10 protein-coding genes and 2 pseudogenes are annotated in these 19,539 nt (G+C 42.2%); 1 reads left to right on the forward strand and 11 read right to left on the reverse strand.

The annotated features are described in order from the left end of the window. Positions 1–58 precede the first annotated feature (58 nt). The 7 genes and pseudogenes from KHN78_RS17915 to KHN78_RS17945 all read right to left on the reverse strand — a co-directional run. Positions 59–329 (reverse strand): annotated as a pseudogene (locus KHN78_RS17915) (IS630 family transposase); the annotation flags it as partial. A gap of 239 nt (positions 330–568) precedes the next feature. Next, the gene (gene kch, locus KHN78_RS17920) at positions 569–1,720 is read right to left on the reverse strand and encodes a voltage-gated potassium channel protein (RefSeq protein WP_211917792.1); all 1,152 of its coding nucleotides are present in this window, start codon (positions 1,718–1,720) and stop codon (positions 569–571) included. A gap of 44 nt (positions 1,721–1,764) precedes the next feature. Continuing rightward, positions 1,765–2,703, reverse strand: a complete 939-nt coding sequence (glsA, locus tag KHN78_RS17925; protein WP_223917790.1) for a glutaminase A — start codon at positions 2,701–2,703, stop codon at positions 1,765–1,767. Positions 2,704–2,716: 13 nt separating this feature from the next. Then, positions 2,717–4,243, reverse strand: a complete 1,527-nt coding sequence (gadC, locus tag KHN78_RS17930; RefSeq protein WP_211917794.1) for a putative glutamine/gamma-aminobutyrate antiporter GadC — start codon at positions 4,241–4,243, stop codon at positions 2,717–2,719. A gap of 651 nt (positions 4,244–4,894) precedes the next feature. Beyond that, complete coding sequence (locus KHN78_RS17935; protein WP_211917796.1) at positions 4,895–6,418, reverse strand: DHA2 family efflux MFS transporter permease subunit; 1,524 nt, start codon at positions 6,416–6,418, stop codon at positions 4,895–4,897. A 15-nt stretch (positions 6,419–6,433) separates the two neighbouring features. After that, entirely contained in the window at positions 6,434–7,456 is a 1,023-nt protein-coding gene (locus KHN78_RS17940; protein ID WP_211917798.1) for an HlyD family secretion protein, read from the reverse strand. A gap of 413 nt (positions 7,457–7,869) precedes the next feature. Continuing rightward, positions 7,870–11,499 carry an Ig-like domain-containing protein gene (locus tag KHN78_RS17945; RefSeq protein ID WP_211917801.1) on the reverse strand — a complete coding sequence of 1,210 codons (3,630 nt, stop codon included), beginning with the start codon at positions 11,497–11,499 and terminating at the stop codon, positions 7,870–7,872. A 616-nt stretch (positions 11,500–12,115) separates the two neighbouring features. Here KHN78_RS17945 and azu point away from each other — a divergent pair. Next, positions 12,116–12,568, forward strand: coding sequence for an azurin (azu, locus tag KHN78_RS17950; protein ID WP_211917803.1), 453 nt, complete (start codon positions 12,116–12,118; stop codon positions 12,566–12,568). A 135-nt stretch (positions 12,569–12,703) separates the two neighbouring features. Here azu and KHN78_RS17955 read toward each other — a convergent pair. The 4 genes and pseudogenes from KHN78_RS17955 to KHN78_RS17970 all read right to left on the reverse strand — a co-directional run bounded on the left by KHN78_RS17955 (position 12,704) and on the right by KHN78_RS17970 (position 19,538). Next, positions 12,704–14,774: pseudogene (locus KHN78_RS17955) on the reverse strand (EAL domain-containing protein). Between the two features lie 521 nt (positions 14,775–15,295). After that, the gene (locus KHN78_RS17960; protein ID WP_211917805.1) at positions 15,296–17,344 is read right to left on the reverse strand and encodes an EAL domain-containing protein; all 2,049 of its coding nucleotides are present in this window, start codon (positions 17,342–17,344) and stop codon (positions 15,296–15,298) included. A 361-nt stretch (positions 17,345–17,705) separates the two neighbouring features. Next, the gene (locus KHN78_RS17965; protein WP_211917807.1) at positions 17,706–18,554 is read right to left on the reverse strand and encodes a mechanosensitive ion channel family protein; all 849 of its coding nucleotides are present in this window, start codon (positions 18,552–18,554) and stop codon (positions 17,706–17,708) included. 78 nt (positions 18,555–18,632) lie between these two features. Continuing rightward, positions 18,633–19,538 (reverse strand): OmpA family protein, encoded by a 906-nt coding sequence (locus tag KHN78_RS17970; RefSeq protein ID WP_211917809.1) that lies wholly within the window; start codon positions 19,536–19,538, stop codon positions 18,633–18,635. Between the last annotated feature and the right edge of the window lies 1 nt (position 19,539).

The following is a 19,539-nucleotide window of genomic DNA, read 5'->3' on the forward strand; positions in this document are numbered from 1 at the left end:
TTCACTTGCGGTGTTAATGTTAAGTCCCCATAACTTATCTGACATCGCTAAACCCCGCTCAACTTGAGGATACTAGTTCGAACACCTCAAAGTTATCATTAATTCTCATTTTCAGTGAACCTGAAATCTCTGGAAATAGTTACAGTAACAAACGGAGCAATTGATTCCCGGAACTCTCGTTTATTCTTGAAGTAAACGTTGTTTCTCGACTTCCCGTTCATTACGTTCCAAAATCGCTCTACCGGATTGAGATTTAGGCTGCAAAGTAGGAGGTAGTACAACTCGATATTAAGGATAAATGCTGAATATTCGACTAAATCAATGTGATAATCTATTAGATAGCGAGCAACTGTAGATTAATAAATGCTAAGAGCTTGAAAAATCATGGTCTGACTCCAACGTTCACAAGCAAGTAGGACCTCTTAAATACGGTCAAGTACTCTTCCATCACGAGTTGAGCTGTAATGTTCTCAAGTTACTAATTTTTCGAGGGACAGTGTAACTTTCATATGAACTAGCATGATCCTGATTTCATCAAAAATCAAAAACTTTCAATGAACACTGTTTATTATTTTCCAGAGTCAAGAAACATAGAAATTAAATCGCTGCTATCCATACTCTCTCCATTTAATAACCGAGCGAGTACTTCACTACCAAGTAATTGTGGCGATAATAAAACATCAGGCTGAACTCTTTTTATTTTATTCATGTTTTTGCTATCATTGACAATTACTACCGTTTTTGCCTTTGGATTAAGGTCTTTTGCAGACAACACAATAAATGCATTGTCTGCATCGGTATCAGTAAGTGCAAGAATCGCTTTGCAGTTTTCTAACCCCGCACTCTTTAACACTGACGTATCGCAGCTGTCTCCGGAAATAATGTCGTACTTTCCTTCCAAGCTTTGTTCAATTTGCTGAAATTCATCGGTTGGTCGAATCGTAATAATTGTAATTGCCAAACCGCGCTCTCTTAATCGAAGCACTGTATTCATGGCCATTGTTGAAGTACCACAAATAATAAAATGATCTTTCCTTTCCATCAATTTTTTATCTCCCTGAATTAACTTACCAAAACTTTTATTGAGTAATGGGCCAAATACGGTGGTCAATGAAGTTGCAAAAACGGCAATCCCAGCAGTAATCATGGAGACAGAAAAAAGCCTCGCTGAATCACTTACTGGTAAAATGTCACCATACCCCACTGTTGTCATCGTAACCAGAGAGAAATAAAACGCCGTTGTCAACGAGTCTATTTTGGGCTTAAACCCGTCGCCAAAGTACAAGCTGCCATACGTGGAATAGATAATAAGAATGACAATACTGATAAAAGCAACGATACTACCTGCTGCTGTACTGCTATGATGAAATTGCTTTCTTAAAAACACCATCACAAACAACGTCAATACACCTAATGAAAAATTAATAGTCAGATTAGGAAAGTATTGGGCAGTAAATATGATATAAACGATCAGTAAAATACAGCTCATCGCCCATGCAACTCTGGCTTTAAAAAACAGTCCAATGCAATTTAGCAATTGAAAGATGCCAAGCAATAACCAAGGCAAGTTCTTTACCTTATCAAGGTTAAACTTTGAAATATCATCCATTAAAATAACTATATCAAAAGATTGGCGTGCACCAAAAGCCACTTCAAAGATTAATATACTATTAAGTAACACCATCAATGAAGCTATAATATATCCATACTTTTTCCACATATTATTTATCCATCGATAATGTTACTCACACATAATATTTGACGTTATTCATTTATAGCTGCATTAAAAATATTCCATCCCATTTTGTTTGCAACAAACTTGATCATCAACTGACCTCGTACACTGTTTCCCGCTTCATCCAGAGGCGGAGAAAACGCTGCGAGCGCCCCAACATTAGGAATGACGGCAACCAAGCCGCCCCCTACACCACTTTTACTGGGTAATCCCACCTCAAATGCCCAGTCCCCACTGCGTTCGTACAACCCCTCTGTTGTCATTTCTGCCAATAAGGGAGGAACCAATGAGTTTTTTAAAACGATTTCAGACGTAATAGGATTAACGCCGCCGTTGGCAAGACACGCTCCCATTGTCGCAAGATCAACACAATTAAAAAGCGTAGAACATTGTCTGGTATACACATCACACGCCTCAAAAGGATCTGAGTACATGCACTTTGAGGATTCAAGCAGCAGAGCAATCGCTTTGTTGTGCGTATTCGTATTCTGCTCTGATTTATTAACTTGTGGAGATAATTTGATCTTGCTCGCCGCCATTGCCGATTGCATCTCGAGTATCTTGCTCCAGCGATCTTCTGCATCCGTTGCTTTCACCAAACTTACTGTGGCCATTGCCCCTGCGTTAACCAAAGGGCTTAACGGTTTTCCGTTATGAAGCTCTAAAGCCATCACTGAATTGAATGGTAAACCCGTTGCATCAGCGCCAATTTTTTCATGCAACACTTTACTACCATGTTGATTAAGCGCTAATGCCAACGTCATCACTTTGGAAATCGACTCTATGGCAAATTTATATTCTGTATCGCCAATGGCATGCATATGCCCGGATACCGACACAAAGCACAGCCCTGTCAATTCTGATGGGACTTTCGCTAGAAAAGGGATATAAGATGCATTTGCACCATCATCAACCTCTCTGTAGCGTTCATACGCATCTTCAATGGCTTTACTCAATTTCTTATCCACGATAATGCTCCCATCAATCTTCTTTTTTGGTCAGTTTATGAACATGGACATCTGAGTGATTCACAACGCCTGGGTGTATATCTTCCAGCTCCCACGTAAACGGAGCAAAATCGGTTGTTTCTGGATCTTTCCAGTGAGGCTTACGAGCTCGAAAAATTAAGAACGGAATAGCAACAAAGATTGCCGCTAATACCACAAGAATTGACACAAACATGGTCGGACTACCTACCGCAACTTGTGCGGGTGGGATAAAAGAGAATAAAAAAGCAATTAGAGAGCCGATGAAACCTAACCCACCGATGATCCACATACCGATATTCCCACCCGGAATTTTGTAAGTTCTTGGGCGGTTTGGCTGGCTATAACGAAGATAAATAGCAGCAGAAAACATCAGCAAGTACATGATTAAGTATAAAATAACGGTTAACTGACTAAGAATTTGATAGGCGGCCTGTACCGAAGGCAACACAACGAATGTAACGGAAAGGAAAGTGACAATCACAGCCTGCGCTATCATGATATTAGTGGCCATGCCTTTATCGTTGGTGTGTTGCCAAAAACGCGGTAAATACCCTCCTTTTGCTACTACCAGCAAAGCGCTGGATGGACCGGCAACCCAACTGACAACCCCAGCTAACACGCCAAATGCTAAGCAAAGCGCAACAATGGGTGATGCCCAACCGATACCTGCCCAGACAAACATCTGTTTATAAGCGACCAACAAGCCCTGAGTAAGACTAATGTCTTTTTGCGGCACTACAAATGCGATAGCCAATGTTCCCAGCACAAAAATAGCCACGGTACCAATAGAAGAAATGCCTATTGCTATTGGGTAATTTCGCCCAGGGTCTTTTACTTCTTTTACATGGATGGCATTCATTTCCATACCGGCATAAAACAAGAAAATGCTTGCCGCGAGTACGACATTATTAAAGTTGGAGAAATCAGGTACTAACTCACTCCAACCAAGTTCGACTTGTGACGCATTACCTGCACCTAAATAAGCAAAACCCAATACGATCAATACTACCCCTGGAATAATTGTCCCTATCAAGCCACCCCATTTAGCGACTTTCGCGAAAGCTTCCGTTCCTTTCAAGCCAACAAACGTTGCAAACCAATAGATCGCCAACACGATAGCAAGTACGAAAAACTTATTCTCCGAGAGAGACTGATCCCAACTTTGATCAGGCCCTATATAAGCAAGTGACACCGCCCCAAAGGTCAGAACAGTAGGGAACCATACGGTCACTTCTATCCAAAGCAAAAAAACCGCTAAGAAGGCTAACTTAGGACCAAAGGCCTCACCAACCCAACGGAAAACGCCCCCCTTTTCTGACCAACCTGTCGCTAGTTCTGCTGCGACGAGTGAAACAGGTACTAAGAATACGATGGCTGCAAAAATGTAGTAAAAAATTGAGCTCAGCCCGTATTCTGCTTCTGCAGGTAGTCCCCTTAAGCTCACCACTGCCACGATATTGAGCATCGCTAAAGCAAAGATGCTGATGCCTTTATTGGTTGTCTTGTCTATGTTTGCCATTTCATATCCCTGTCATTGGTTTTCCCTAACAATTTTAGACAGTGAATTAACACTTTGATAAAATATTCCGCAATTAATTAAACTTTAACCAATTTTGTCGTCTGTCATCTTTTATTCGCTTCTAAGACAGTTCAGCGGGAAAGGCGGTATCGAACTCTAGTTCTTGAAAAAATGACTTGAGTTTTAACTACCACTTTTTCTGGCAGTCTTGAAACACGAAAACTCACATGCATTTCATTGAAAAGCGCAATAAAGTGAAAGATTACGGTTCGTACATCAATCAAATTAAACCAGTTATGGAGGTAGGCCTTATGGTCGTCGCTACCATGATTTGGAGGGACAATAAGTAAACTGAATCAAGAATTTTGAGAGAAGGAAATATCGACTGGTTAGGTGAGTACTTCTGCTAGGTAAACTAGTCTTCCTGCCCCATATATATTTGCAGCCATTTTTAGTGACGATATTACCCTCTAATGATACAAAAGTTTATGAAGCTGATCGTTCTAGCGAAAGCCGCATTCTAATGACCACTTAACCACACACCAGGGTGACAAAGAGCAAAGGAAGACCGAACAAGCGATGCACTATAACGAAAATAACTAATACCAAAAAACATCTTCACGCTCGGTACATCATTGTTAACTTAACTGGTCAAGACGCCATTTTTCTTATCTTGAACAAGGTTAAAAGTGGAATGATCACAATATACACGACCAAAATAAAACCAAAGGTATAAATAAACGCCAGTAATGTTGATTGTTGGTGCAATAGTGATTGTATATTGATTAAGAAGTTGGGATCAGTTACCGCCTCCCCTTGTGCTTCTGCCAATTGCTGAACGACAGGATTTGTCCTTGTAATCCCTTCACCAAGAGCGTGCCACTCTCGTTGCTGTGTTTGGCTAAAGTAAGTATTAACGATGGAGATACCAAACGAGCTCCCTATCGTTCGGCAGAGGTTGAACACCACTGCCCCGCCCACACTGTCCTTAGGCAACAAGGTAGCATAAGCAAGCTGACTTAATGGAGCGAACACTAAACCCATCCCTGCACCTTGAATGATACTTGGTAATAATATCCAGTAAAGGTCAATCCCCATAGAATACTGAGTAAGCAAATAGACACTAATAATGTTTAAAACGAGCCCTATGAATATCAGTATACGTGCGTCCAATTTATCCATAAATCGAGCTATGGAGATCAAAACTATCGCTGATGTGATGCCACTCGGAGCCATCACAAATCCAGTCATCTCTGTTGGATAGTTGAGTAACTCTTGCAACATCATCGGCTTTAACTGCGTAATACCAAACATCCCCATAGAGAACGCTGCCATGATGAGGCAAGACAGCGCTAAGTTACGGTCTTTTAGCAACCACATTGGGGCAATTTCCCCCTTGGTAATAAAAGATCGCGTAACGAAATAAATGATGGCGATAGCGCTGATTATCGAAGCAAAAAGAATCATATTTGAGGCAAACCAATTCTCTTGATTGCCCCGGTCTAACACCATTTGAAGCAGCCCAATGCCAAGTGCCATTGAAAACACCATTGGCCAATCGATACTGGTCTGCCCACGCCCATCCAATTTTACAAAAAAGAATAGCAAAGTGACACAAATCATTCCGATGGGCACATTGACATAAAATATCCAACGCCAATCCATGTGCTGAGTGATCACACCGCCCAGTGCAGGACCTAAAATTGGTCCAAGTAAAATGCCCACGCTAAATAACGCCATGGCTTTACCGCGTTGGTTTTCTGGATAAATTTGAATCATTGTCGATTGGGAAAGTGGAATAACAGAAGCGCCAAATGCGCCTTGCATAATTCTGAATGTCACCATTTCCGCCATAGAATCCGATTGACCACAGAGCGCAGATGTCACGATAAAACCGATCACAGAAATAAGAAGGAGCTTGCGAACGCCAAACTTTAATGACAGAAAACTCGCTAGCGGAATAAAGATGGCTTCAGCCATTGAGTAGGAGGTGAGTACCCAGGTGACTTCATCTGATGTCGCACTCAATGCCCCCATCATATTGGGTAATGCAACATTCGCAATCGTCATATCAAGCAGAACCATGATCGCGGATAACATGACGGCTATCGTAACAATGGTCCGCTGTTGATCAGAGAGCTCAATCGAAGGCGTGGTGTTTTTCGTCGCTTCCATTACGCATCCTTAGCACTACGGTTTAGGGGGCTTGGATACGGTATTAATCGTCACTTCGGCACTAGCCCCAACTCGCAAAGGCTTATGAGGATGTGGATCTTGCTTTTCTAAGTGAATTAAAAGGGGAAACCTCTGTGGCACTTTTACCCAATTACCCGTTGCGTTTTCCGGAGGAAGAAGAGAGAAAGAAGAACCACTCGCTGGAGATATCGCTTTTACTGTCCCAGAGAATTCAACATCAGGGTAGAGATCCAAAACAATCTGTGCTGGCATACCAACCTGTATTCGATTTAAGTGCGTTTCCTTATAGTTTGCTTCTACCCAAAATGTATTATTCACGACCAGTGGCATCAAGGCTTGCCCTGCTGCAATAATACTTCCAGGATGGACACTGACCTTTCCGACGTGACCATCGAAAGGGGCAAAGATATTGGTATAAGAAAGAGAGAGTGTTGCCTGACTTAACGCCGCCGCCGCTTTTTTCACCTCAGGAGCGGCAGTTCCTTTTGCTCCTTGAGATTTTACTAGCTCAGCCATATTAGCTCGAGCCGCTGCCACGTTTTGCTCTGCCGAGGATAGTTTCGCTCTTTCATCATCTAGCTGCTGTGCTGGCAGCAGTTGTTTTCCGACCAAATCTTTCACCCGATGGTAGCTTGACTGAGCATCAGCGAGCTGAGCCACAGCACTACGTACATTTGCACTCGCTGCCAATATGGCATCGTTTTTTGCTTCATTACTTTGAATCGCCATTTGATACGTGGCCTGAGCTTCATCCAACCTCGCTTGAAAGAGCGTTGGATCGACTTGCACAAGCAGCATACCTTTGGTGATAAACTGGTAATCCTCTACGTTCGTTCTGAGCACTTTCCCTGATATTTGCGGCGAGATATAAACGATATTGGCATGAACATAGGCATCATTGGTTGATGGGTATTGATCTTGATGCAGAATATACCAGTAACCGCTCGCAGCAAGCACAGCGACAAGCGTACAAACCAACAAGATATTTCGAAGAACTTTCGGCTGGCCTTCTTTCACAGTAAATTCACCTAATTCTCTATAACAAAGCCTGAATGCAGTTAAATAACTACAAGTTCAATTAATGTTAAGGATAGAACGTTAAGTGCACATGACAAACATTCTCAACCAATAAATGTCGTTAAGTAAGGACAGGTTCGAATTCGACCTTTGAAAAGTAGATGGCTTTAATTATAAATGTGACTTTCCTGGTAGGAACGATCAGATCAAAAACAAAATACATGAAAAACTCACATGATTTCATTGAACAGCGGAAAAATGTGAAAGAGACCCATACTCACATCAACCAAGTTCTGCTTTTTACTTCTTTCAATTTACCCCTCTTAGCACCACACCGAGTTCAACGCTCGAAATAGAAAAGCCATCACCTTTCGGTGATGGCTTTGTTTATAGGTTATTTAGTCTTTACCGACTTATTTTGGATCAAGGCCCAGTTTTTGTAGAACAAGTTTAAAGTTCTCACGACGTTCTTTCACGTTGTGAACATCACCTGTCGAACAAGTTAGATCTGGACAGCCACGGTTAACGATACCAGAAACGTCATCAATGAATTGAGAACCACTCATACCGTTATCAACGTACTTCTTGATCTCGTTGTAGTAGTTCCAGTCTGCGTATTGACCACCTTCATCGTTGTAAGCCTGTACCGATGTTACCCAGTAGAATAGACCTGCAATCCACTTAATCTCTTTGTTCTCTTCAGAACTACAGATCAAACCAGGGTTTGAACAGAAATCAAGCTCAGCGTATAGCGGGTTCGCCGGTGGCGCTTCAACCGTTACACCATCAATTGTTTTGCCAATTGTCTCTGGATCAACGTGTGAACGACCTAGGTAGTGGTTAAGCGTACCAAAGTTTTGACGACCAGTGGTTTGAATTACACCACGGCCCCACCAACCACAGCCTTCAACGCTTTCTTGGCTGCTGCCGTCCCAAATGAACTTACCCGCTTTTTGACCAACGTAAGTCTTACACTCATCACGTTCCCAAACTTGCTTAGATGTATCTACGCTTTCTGGCACGTCGTTACAGTGACCGTTGTTTGTCCAACGACCAGCCGCACCATTTACAAGCAGACCACGCTCTTCAAGCACTGCATCAGGCGCTGCAAATACTGGCGCTGGCGCACCGTACCATTTCGCGTGCGTCAGTGCGCTCACTTCCATCTTGTTATCACGTGGACAAGAGTAAGCGTGATCCAGACCAGACACTGGATTTACACCGTAATCAGCGTACTTCTGACCTAACTGCCCACAGCTTGCTGTCATTGGGTAATCTGCCGGCGCACCGTATTTGGTTTCAGACCAGTTGTTCTCATCACACGCGTTGTAACGAATCGTTTCCTGCATACTTTGCGCTAGGAATGCTGCAATCGCGACTTTTGCGTATTTGATGTTGGTCGCATCGTCAACGTTCTCATCCATCAACCAGAACTTGTTACCTGCAACACCGATGTTGTGCATCGCATTCAAACCATCTAGGAAGTCGTTCCATTTGTACACCGTTGATGGCACCCAGCCATTACTTGGTGTTTCGTATAGGAACGCTTCGTTATCCATCGCATTTTCAGCAGCCGCTAGCTGTTGGTTCAACGCTTCAATGCTAGTTAGTGAACCTTTTTCTAGCTCTTCACCTACGTAGTACAGTGGTACTTTCGCATCTTGGTAACGCTCAATCTTAGCTGTTAGCTCTTGGCTATCTTGATCAAATGTTAGCGCAAATACGTTGCTAAATGCCGCTTTACGTAATTGTGGTTTACCCGCAGTGTCACCCATGAAGTAACCTGCAGTTTGATTTGTTGGCATATTAGCCAGCATCGCTGGTGTCTTCACATAGTCAGATACTTGCTTCACGTACTCTAGCGCGTTGTGCCATTGTTCGCTTGTTAGTGCATCTGTTGCACTTGATTTAGTAAATACAACGAAGTCTGCTTTGTTTACCGCATCCACTTTGTATAGCTCTAGCGTTGCAAGTAGATCAGCACTAAATACAGATGCTTCATCCCATACAGACTGACGACCAGAGTGAGTATCGTATGCGAAATCACCAATGCTTAGTGACCAACCAAATGTTGCTTCAGGAGCAAGCGTCGTGATGATTAGGTTATGCGCTTGCGCCCAGCCTTTCACATCATCCGTCAGCGCATTAATCGCCTCGATGTCAATTTGGCTACCTGTGATATCCATCGCGTTCGTCAAAGCTTGTTTAACCGCAACCGTACCAATCGATGCACCTTTATCTTGAGTCGCTAGATCAAGTACATCACTACTGATGATGATCGATGAAGTACCAGCTAGCTCTGCTTGTTCGATGATAGAAACAAATGCACGAGTAAGTTGATCCACATTTGCTAATACGTCGCTGTTCGCAGCTTCAATCGTTACTGTTGCTGGCGCGTCTGTGGATGGGCTAGCAACAACAAATGTATTTGGCCAACCAGCAACCTCTAGACGAACTGGGTCCATTGGGTTTTGTAGCGATAGCAATGGTGCTGTGCCTGGCTCAGTACCGTCACAGTTTAGGTGCAATGACCACGAAGCATCGCTGCCTGGTACCGATTGAGTCCAGTAAATCGCAGAGTAAGCGATGTTTTTGTGAACCATGACGTCACCGCCAGTTGCGTGATCACCACGAGTCCAATCTGGATAAACATTGAAATCCGCACATAGACCGCCTGGCGGTGTTACTGGTGGTGGTGTAACCGTTTCTTCTTCAACTGTAATACGCACTTGCGCCGTTGAAGATAGGTTTTGTGCGTCTGTCGCAATCGCTTTAAGCGTTACATTGCCCGCTTGCTTAGCTTTCCAGTTACATTCAAATGCATTTGTTGTTTTAGCATCAAATGAACAGATTTCTTGGTTATTCGCTTTAACCACAACTTGAGATAGATCTTGGTCAGCATCGGTTGCACGAACAGAGATTGATACCGTTGCATCTTTATCGATTGTTGAACCGTTAGTTGGCGTTACGAATTTCACTTCTGGCGCAACGAATATCTCTTCTGACTCTACAGCAACCGTTAGAATGTTTTGCTTAACAATCTGGTTCGCTTGGTCAAGAACCACAATTTTAAGGTTTGCATTACCGATTTCGCTTGGTGTCCACTTTTGCGAGTAAAGTGTTTGGTCAGCATTGATAACACGCTGACCTAGCTTGCGATCATTAGCCCAAAACTCAAGTTTTGTGATCAACTCACCATCGACGCGAGCTTTAATAACCGTCTCTTCACCAACAGTGAAAACTTGACCTTGAGTTGGAGCAACAAACGTTAACTCATGAACTTCAGGTTCTACTGGTGGATCAATCTCTTTCGCTTTAACGGTAATACTTACTGATTGTTCTTGCATCAGACCTGAAGCGTCTTCAACAAGCGCTTTGATAGTGTGAGTACCCTCACCTACCGCTGTCCAACTTGCTTGATAAGGGGCTTTAGACACACTAGAAACTTGTGTACCGTCAACAAAGAACGTCACCGCTTTCACGCTTGTATTGCTTGCTTTTACGTTCGCTAGCATTGAAACGCTCTGGCCTTCTACAAACTCAGCCCCATTCACTGGTGATGCCAGTTGAATTGATATTTCTGGCTCACCAACCTCACCTTCATCATCTGCAATCAGACGAATGGTATCTTGAAGAAGAGCAAGATCTAATACACCGCTCACACCAAGTGTTAGCTCAATTTTGTCACCAGCTTGAAGTTGAGACTTAACCCAGCTGCCGTTGTCAAAAGACAAAGCAAGCGTATTGCTAAACACATTCCCTTGCGCATTGCTGCTGAACTTCATACCAGGGTAACTGATACCTTGTGCAGACCAAGACGGCGTTGACATTGACATGTTTGTATCAAACACAATCTTTGCATCACGCAGTTCAACTGGCTTAGAACCGTCGTTAGTTAGCGTAACTTTGTACGTGTTCCACCATTGGCTCTCAGAACCAACGATGGATGCGTCTGTATTAACTGCGGCCTGAGCTGCTGGCAATGCCATGCCGATCGCAAGTGCCAAAACACTTGGTATGAATGCGAGCGTATTCTTTCTCATAATTAGGAACTTATATAAACAACAATAGAATGAATACGCATTATAGGCAGGAACTTTTTTCGCATCGCAGCGACTGGATGTAACAAAATGTAACCGAACTTACATGTGTAAAAACGCCAAAATTAGAACGCATTTTCGCGCCAAAATGATGACAAATTGAACATGAACAATAAGTAAACTGAAAAACGGGACTCTAATTCAAATTTATGGAAATGTGCTCTAGGTTAAACAAAAACATATTATCATTATAAATAAACATTAGATTTGCAAATCAACATCTTAAGTGCATATAAAACCAAAAAAGTTACAACATGAAAATAGTAGAAATATTTACTTACATATTGACGTAGGAATAACCTTACAAGAAATTTAGCACGTTTATATAACAAACAGATTATCCAATAAATTTTGAAGAAGATCACAGTTATCACTTATCAAACTGAACTCTATTAGACAGCTGACGGAATAACAGTTCTAAAGAATGCTTTACTACAAATTTGAAACAAAACGTCATTTTACGCATTGAAGCACATTTTATTTACACTGTTTTGAAGATAATGAGGGTAATGGATCCTTTAAATCCAAGTCAGCTTAAAGAAATCAAGGAGAGTTTTATATGTCATTACGTTTATTAGCCGCTACGTTCGCCATGGTAGGGTTGAGCTTTGGCGCTCAGGCAAGTGCCGAATGTGAGGTTTCTGTCGATGCTAACGACATGATGCAATTTTCGACCAAAACACTGAGTGTCCCTGCGACATGTAAAGAAGTGAAATTAACTCTTAACCATACGGGGAAAATGCCAGCTCAATCTATGGGCCATAATGTCGTTATCGCAGACACGGCAAACTTACAAGCGGTAGGAACTGAGGGGATGTCGGCAGGGCTTGAGAACAACTACGTAAAACCAAACGATGATCGCGTATATGCATTTACCAAAGTCATTGGTGGTGGAGAAAGTACCTCAATTACTTTCAGTACTGAAAATATGGCACCCGGCGGCGATTACTCATTCTTCTGTTCGTTTCCGGGCCACTGGGCAATCATGCAAGGCAAGTTCGAATTTAAGTAATATAAAATCAACGTCATAAACGCATAACCGTTTAAACTAAAAAGGGAAGCCTATTGGCTTCCCTTTATTGTATGTCTTTCGTTCGGTATTTATACCAATGACAACAGACACTTATCACTTATCACTTATCACTTATCACTTAAGATAATGGTCATCCATTAATAACTTTTTTTGCGCGTTATTCGAATACAATTTTACGACATCATAAAATGGCATTGGTTTATAGAAATAGTAACCTTGGATCAAGTTAATGTCTTGATCTACCATAAATGCAAGCTCAATGTCAGTTTCAATGCCCTCTGCCACTGTTTCTGCTCCGGTGATTTTTATGAGTTCAGTAGTCAACCGAAACAACTCTCGACCATTTTTATTGTTGAGGTTGAGCACCAACGAACGATCAATTTTCACTTTATCAAAGTCAAACTTGGATAAATAGCCAATGGATGAGTAACCAGATCCAAAGTCATCCAACGCAATTTTGATACCAGCTTCTCTCAAGGAACACAACACTTGGTAAGTACGGTGCTCATCTTGAATCAACATGTCTTCTGTTATTTCAAACTCAACTTGAGAATATGACAACGCACTTTTGTTAATCATACTCAGTACACTCTTAGTAAAATTGGGCACCAGACACGTTTCTGGAGAGAGATTTATGGAAACTTTAAATTGAGAATGTTGAGCCATTGGAGCCACCTCTTTCAATGCTGTTTCAACCACCCATAAATCCAACTCGCTCATCAAACCAAGTTTGGCAAAATCGGTCAAAAACGTCGGTGGTGTGATTTCTCCCGATACTGAGCGGTGGCGGATCAGCACTTCTACTGAACGAATGACACCACTTCGCGTATCAACCTGAGGTTGATAATAGAGTACGAACTCCCCTGTTTTTCTCAAATCACTGATGCGTTTCTGAGCGGCAAACTTACAGGTGATCTCAGGGAAAAAATCCCCAATTTCTCTGCCACTCTCAACGTTTTCATAATTGAAAAAATCATCTGATATTGATTTAGCAAACAACACATTGGTATTGTTAATTTTGTCCATCTGTTTAAAAAATGGGTAGTAGATAAGCACACCAACTAAAATAATAACCAATTGCAGCGCTGCGCCTGTCCACATATTGCCTGTTGCAATATACCCGCTAACCAAAGGAGGGGTCATCCAGCTCAGTAATCTCTGATATCGGGGCAACCATACCTGTTGACGTCGCAATATAGGCGATAATAAGTCCGATAACCGGTGCAAGCAGAAACGGCACGATTAACACCGGGTTAAAAATAACGGGTAAACCGTAGAGAACCGGCTCATTGATGTTAAACATACTCAATACCAACACCGCGGCCCCCAACATTTTATAGCTACGGTTCTTGGTTAAAAACAACATACAAAGAACCAAAGAAATGGTATTACCCGCTCCCCCTAACCCTGCGTAAAAGTCGTAAAAATTAGTGGTTAAAACTGGAATTGGCGTACTAAACAGTTCGTGATTCTCCAGCGCTATTTGGGTCATCTCAAATAGTTCAGCTTTATATGAAGCAAAAATGATATGCCCATTAATACCAATAGACCAAAACAAGTTGCGCACTAATTCATAGATGATGCCATCAAGCAAAGAATTAAGCTCTAGGTCTGGCAACAAAAGTTCACTGACATCTGCAATATCAAATACCCACCCTAATAAATAACCAAGAGCGGCATAAAACACCACCAGTACCGTTGTTGCCATCAGCAAATTGTACGATTGATCAACAACATTAGGGAGGTCAGATACGAAGAAGCATTTACGATCTTGCATAAAGCGTACAGACCACGCTACTGCGATAGGAATAAGGATTCCTAGCGGATAATTACTGGGTACCACCGTCCCCTCTTGCAGTAATCCCCACTCATTGCACACAATGAAATAGATCATCAAGGACGGTGTAATAACATTTACGCGTGATACCTTGTGTAAAGAAGATAAAAACTGAGAGAAATAGACCAGCAGCAATATAGGAAATAGCTTCCAAACAATCACACTGCCTGTAGCAATCGTTCCCCCCATCTTTGCGTAACCGGCCATCATCAAAAGGTTACCGATTAATGCACTAAAAGCAGAGATCAAAGAAACTGGCAGCAACATTACAAGGACATTGCACAGTCCGTTGACATATAAATTGGAAGAAATTGCAGTAAAAAGTCGATTAAAATATCGATTGTTCATTGGGCACATTTTATCCGTCGATGTACGATCATTAGAGTCGCACAGGAAGTTCGCCGCAATTAAGATCCGTTTATTTTGTTACACAATGAGGGAGTGTCTGACATAAGCCTATATTGATAAATGAGTCGGTTATTGCAGAGTAATATCACTGAGAACAAGCTTGCGTCGTTTCCGTTCGTTGTTTTACGATGGAATATTGCGACACAATCGGCAGTGAGCACCTATACAATCTCAAATATATAAAGAAATTGGCGTTAACGTCAAAGACGGTATCATTCAAGTAACAAAGCGTTGTTCGTTCAACGTTGCGAATAGTCACTCAACAAACTAAGTGAGCTCAGTTTGTTGTTTGTTCCCTAATTCAAAGGGTGTCAGTTACCTGTACACCTCTTTTAGACTTTGGAAATACTGATGCTTCATGCCAAAGAGTATTATGACGTGCTAAGCAAAAGGGCGCACATTATAGCGACTAAGTTTTTATTTCCAATCATTTTTTGTGGAAATATAGGAGGTACGATCTGTTACTGTTCTAACAAGACTTGTATTAGCGGACATGGTTTCGCAAGATAGTACCCTTGAACCTTATCCACACCGCATGCTTCTACAAACTGATATTCGTCTAGGGTTTCAACCCCCTCTGCCACAACTTCACAGTGCGTTACATGGCCAAGTTGTGCAACTAGACCATACAAATCTTTACCTTTTTGATCTGTCGCGTCTAATAACAAAGAGCGATCAAGTTTGACCTTATCAAATGGGTATTTAAGTAAATGTGGAAACGAGGCGTACCCCGCACCAAAATCATCCATCGCGATACGGATGCCCTTGGCTTGCAGTGCTTCCATAGTATTGATGAGAAAAACCTTATTGCTCAAAATGGCTTCTTCTGTTATCTCAATTTCGAGCCATTCAGGAGAAATACCGTAGTGTGCCAACCTCGCAAATAAGTGAGGTACAAATTCTTCTTGCTCTATCGTCGCTACTGAAATATTGATGGCTACTCGTCTATCTTTTGACAACGTCATTTGTTGCATGTCAGCAAACACTTTTTCAATAACCAATTTATCGAGCAAAGGCATTGAATTAAGCATCTGAAAGTCTGCAATAAAAGTTGGGGGGCATAACTTCCCATCCTTATCGATATAGCGAAGTAAAGCCTCGTAAGAGAATATATTCACATCTTTTGTCGATTGCAGCTTTTGATAGAACATAACCAGCTCCCCCTCACGTAGAATGCTGGTTAAGCGTTTCTGTGCCGATGCTTTGCTGATACTTGTATTGTTCGAGTCTCGAACGTTATTCAGTAACGTTTTAAAAAGCGATGTTTCTATACCTGTGTAGGCACTATTGGCTCGGAACTGCGCTGAAAACTTTCCTGCATACGCTAAGTAAAATGGTCGATAAATCATCACACCCAAGATGATGATAACCAATTGAAGCAAAGAACCCTCAAGCTGGTTTCCCATCGCAACATAGCCACTGAATAAAGGGGGCGTCATCCAATTCACAATGTTTTCCACCGGAGGGACTAAACCCGACGAGATACAGCCATAAGTAACAATAAAACTGACAAGAGGCACCAACACGAATGGCACTATCAATAGAGGATTGAAGATAATTGGCAAACCAAATAACAGTACTTCATTAATATTAAAAATAACCAAAGGCGTAGCGGCAAGTGCTAACATCAAATGATTACGTTCTCTTGCGAACAGCAAAACACACAGTAATAGGCTAATGCTATTGCCCGAACCTCCCATCGACATAAAGGCATCATAAAAACCTTGGCTAATAACATTAAGTGAAGCGTCCCCTGCTTGCCAAGCGGTCATATTCGCTTGAGTCGCGGCATAGATTTGTTGCTTAATGCTAAACAGCAAGTTGTGGCCATTAATACCAATAGAGCCAAGTAACCCCAACACGGTTTGATAGATAAGCCCACCTTGCAGTGTTAGAGGATCGACAGTTAATCCATCAATGAGTCCACCGAATCCTGTCATAGCCACAGAGATAAATTGAGATAGAGCAAGGGCCGCTAACACAAATAAGAAAAAGTGTGCAACGTGTTTTAATAATCGCGAAGAAAAATCCAACGCTTGAGGCTCTAACAAGCGAATCTCAAGGGTCGTGCAATAGACGTACGTCAGCATGGCACTTAACAACGCAATCAATGGATTGTTCGGTAGCATATACGTTGCTGATAAGCTACCGTTTTCGATCGACACTAAATAGAACAATACCAACGAATAGATGATAAATACGGCACTAGATACATTGGTTTTATGCGACAGGTAGTAGCCTGCAACGACACAAAATGCACTCGGATAAAGATTTATTAAAATATCCGAAACATGGAACAGCAATTGAGATAGCTCTGTTAACCCCGAAACTCGACAAACGTGGCCGAGAAAAATTGCCAATGCATTAGATAAAGTGAGCGGAAGTAGCAACAGAGCAATCGAAGCTAGGTCTGTTAGGTAAGATTTAGATCTCTCACGCCAAGAACTTGCAATCTCAGAAAAATGTTTTAAAGGTAAACGGTTAAATGTTGAGCCTGATTGCGTTTGCATGAGCCATCTTATTGCTAAGTGTTAAATTCGTCTGCGGTTAAAACCGCTGTTTATACAACCACTGCAATAACGATATGTTCACATCTATGGAAGCCAGTTTCCTCACTATATCAGTTCAAAAAAAGTCCCAGTGTTTCACTTCATTAGCCAACACTTTGTGTGAATTTATAGTTGAAAGCTTTGGATAACAAGCAAACGGTATTGCTCATTTTTTACTGGAGGGTTGTAAGAGTAATTTAACGCTTATATGCGCCCCGTTCCATTTGAATTCGTTGTCGTTACAATAAATATCAATAACAACACACGTCAATTTAAAATTAAGGATGTTGCGCTGGATTGAGGGGGCATTTGTCTATATAAATCAGTGCTCTATATTGATGGGAAATCTTTGCTCATATAACTCCATGAAATCTTTACGAATCAAATGTTCAAGATGATTGGCTTTATCTGTTGGGCAAAAAATCATGACATGCACGATCTGCTCACCATTGATATTGCTCGATATATGGATATGCGGCTCAGCCCCCGGAAGATCGACACCAGCATGCTTCTCGATCATCGCGTTGTAACGGTGCGCAACATCGGCAAAATAACTGCAATGTTCGTCAATCTTATCGGTCAGTAACGGCAAAAGTGGGTATAGGTTGACGAAGTCTTTCACCACAACAGAAAAGTCATGGTAAACGTAACGCTTCATAAAGTTGAGGTTCTTCACTGGGTAAGTGAAAAACATACTGTTAGGCAACGTCGCGGTTTTACCGGTGAAGTGGTATTGCCCATGGTGCAAGTCGATTTCTTGAATCACCGTCGCCATCATATTGTGCTCAATCACTTCCCCACATAACTTTCCAACTTCAATCCAGTCACCTATGCGGAATGAGCGTGAGCTCGCCCGCTGAATGGACCCGGTAAAGCAAAGAATAATTTCTTTTGAAGCCACCACCACGGCTACTGCAATCGCAGTAAGGCTCAGGGCAAACTCACTGATTTCAGACTGCCATAATATAAAGAGAACAATCAATGTGATCGCAAACGTGCCATTTTTGGTTCTCGACATCCAGTTGCGCTGTTCTTCGGTGATAAAGGCATCGTCGCCACGGATTCTTGACAGAATAAAGCGGCGAAGAAGCATAACAAACACTAAAATCAGTGCGGAAAAAACGACTTTGTGAGTGAGAAGAAAATCGACGACTAACTGCACTTTCTCCATTACCCGACTCCCTGTTTAGTTTGGATATTTAGCGGCTTAACACTTGAGACTCGCTCATGAGACGACAACCTTACCAAATTATTCCGTGGGTTGTCCCAATTCGCTTTCTTTAAATACGATAAACGCACGGCGGTTTAAAGCATTCGCTTCTGGAGATTCTTCGTTGATCACAGGTTGAAGCTCACCAAAGGCTTTTACTTCCCACACAAACTGCGATGGATCGAGTTTCGTCTTGAGATACGCCACCACGGTTTGCGCTCTTCGCTCCGCTAATTGTTCATTATAAGAGAGCGAGCCCACTTGGTCGGTATGACCAGCCACCATAATGCTACCCTCTAAACCTTGCAGTTTTGCGATGAAATCATCTAATTGTGAAAGGTCTTCCGGTTTTAGTTCCGACTTATCAAAGTCAAAGTGTGGTGTCATCGCCATGTAGATCTTACGCTCTGATTTTGGCGGCTCACAGAAAGGCATTTCTTCGTACTTCTTCGCTTCTTCAAACATCACGTAAGCACGACGGTTTTCTGCGCGAGCTTGATCCGATGTCCCCAGCGCCAATGGTTGCGACTCACCAAAATGTTTCACTTCCCAATCGTATTGCTCTGGGTCGAGTTGTTGCTGTAGATATGCTTCTACCGATTCAGCACGGCGCATAGACAGCTTCTCGTTATATTCGTCAGAGCCTTTAAAATCGGTGTGACCAACAATCGTGATGCGTCCGCTCAAGCCTTGAATATCACGGATAAACGCATCTAGGCTTGCCGCATCAGCTTCACGAATGATGGATTTATCGAAATCGAAATGCTCGGCAACCGCAATATGGATTTCGCGTTGCGGTGCTAAACATTCACTGATCAAAAACTTGGAGACATTTACATCGGCAAACTTTTCTCGGTTCTCTTGGCTTACATACGCATCCGCCGAACAACCTGCCAATATTACCCCTGCAATCATGCTGCTTAACAAACGAATCGTCGTTTTCATA

This window comes from Vibrio sp. B1REV9, from assembly GCF_905175395.2.
GTDB lineage: Bacteria > Pseudomonadota > Gammaproteobacteria > Enterobacterales > Vibrionaceae > Vibrio > Vibrio alfacsensis.

Coding starts and splice junctions, on each gene's coding strand:
- kch (WP_211917792.1), bottom strand. CDS start 1,720: ATGTGGAAAAAGTATGGATATATTATAGCTTCATTGATGGTGTTACTT.
- gadC (WP_211917794.1), bottom strand. CDS start 4,243: ATGGCAAACATAGACAAGACAACCAATAAAGGCATCAGCATCTTTGCT.
- KHN78_RS17960 (WP_211917805.1), bottom strand. CDS start 17,344: ATGCAAACGCAATCAGGCTCAACATTTAACCGTTTACCTTTAAAACAT.
- KHN78_RS17965 (WP_211917807.1), bottom strand. CDS start 18,554: ATGGAGAAAGTGCAGTTAGTCGTCGATTTTCTTCTCACTCACAAAGTC.
- KHN78_RS17945 (WP_211917801.1), bottom strand. CDS start 11,499: ATGAGAAAGAATACGCTCGCATTCATACCAAGTGTTTTGGCACTTGCG.
- KHN78_RS17970 (WP_211917809.1), bottom strand. CDS start 19,538: ATGAAAACGACGATTCGTTTGTTAAGCAGCATGATTGCAGGGGTAATA.
- azu (WP_211917803.1), top strand. CDS start 12,116: ATGTCATTACGTTTATTAGCCGCTACGTTCGCCATGGTAGGGTTGAGC.
- KHN78_RS17935 (WP_211917796.1), bottom strand. CDS start 6,418: ATGGAAGCGACGAAAAACACCACGCCTTCGATTGAGCTCTCTGATCAA.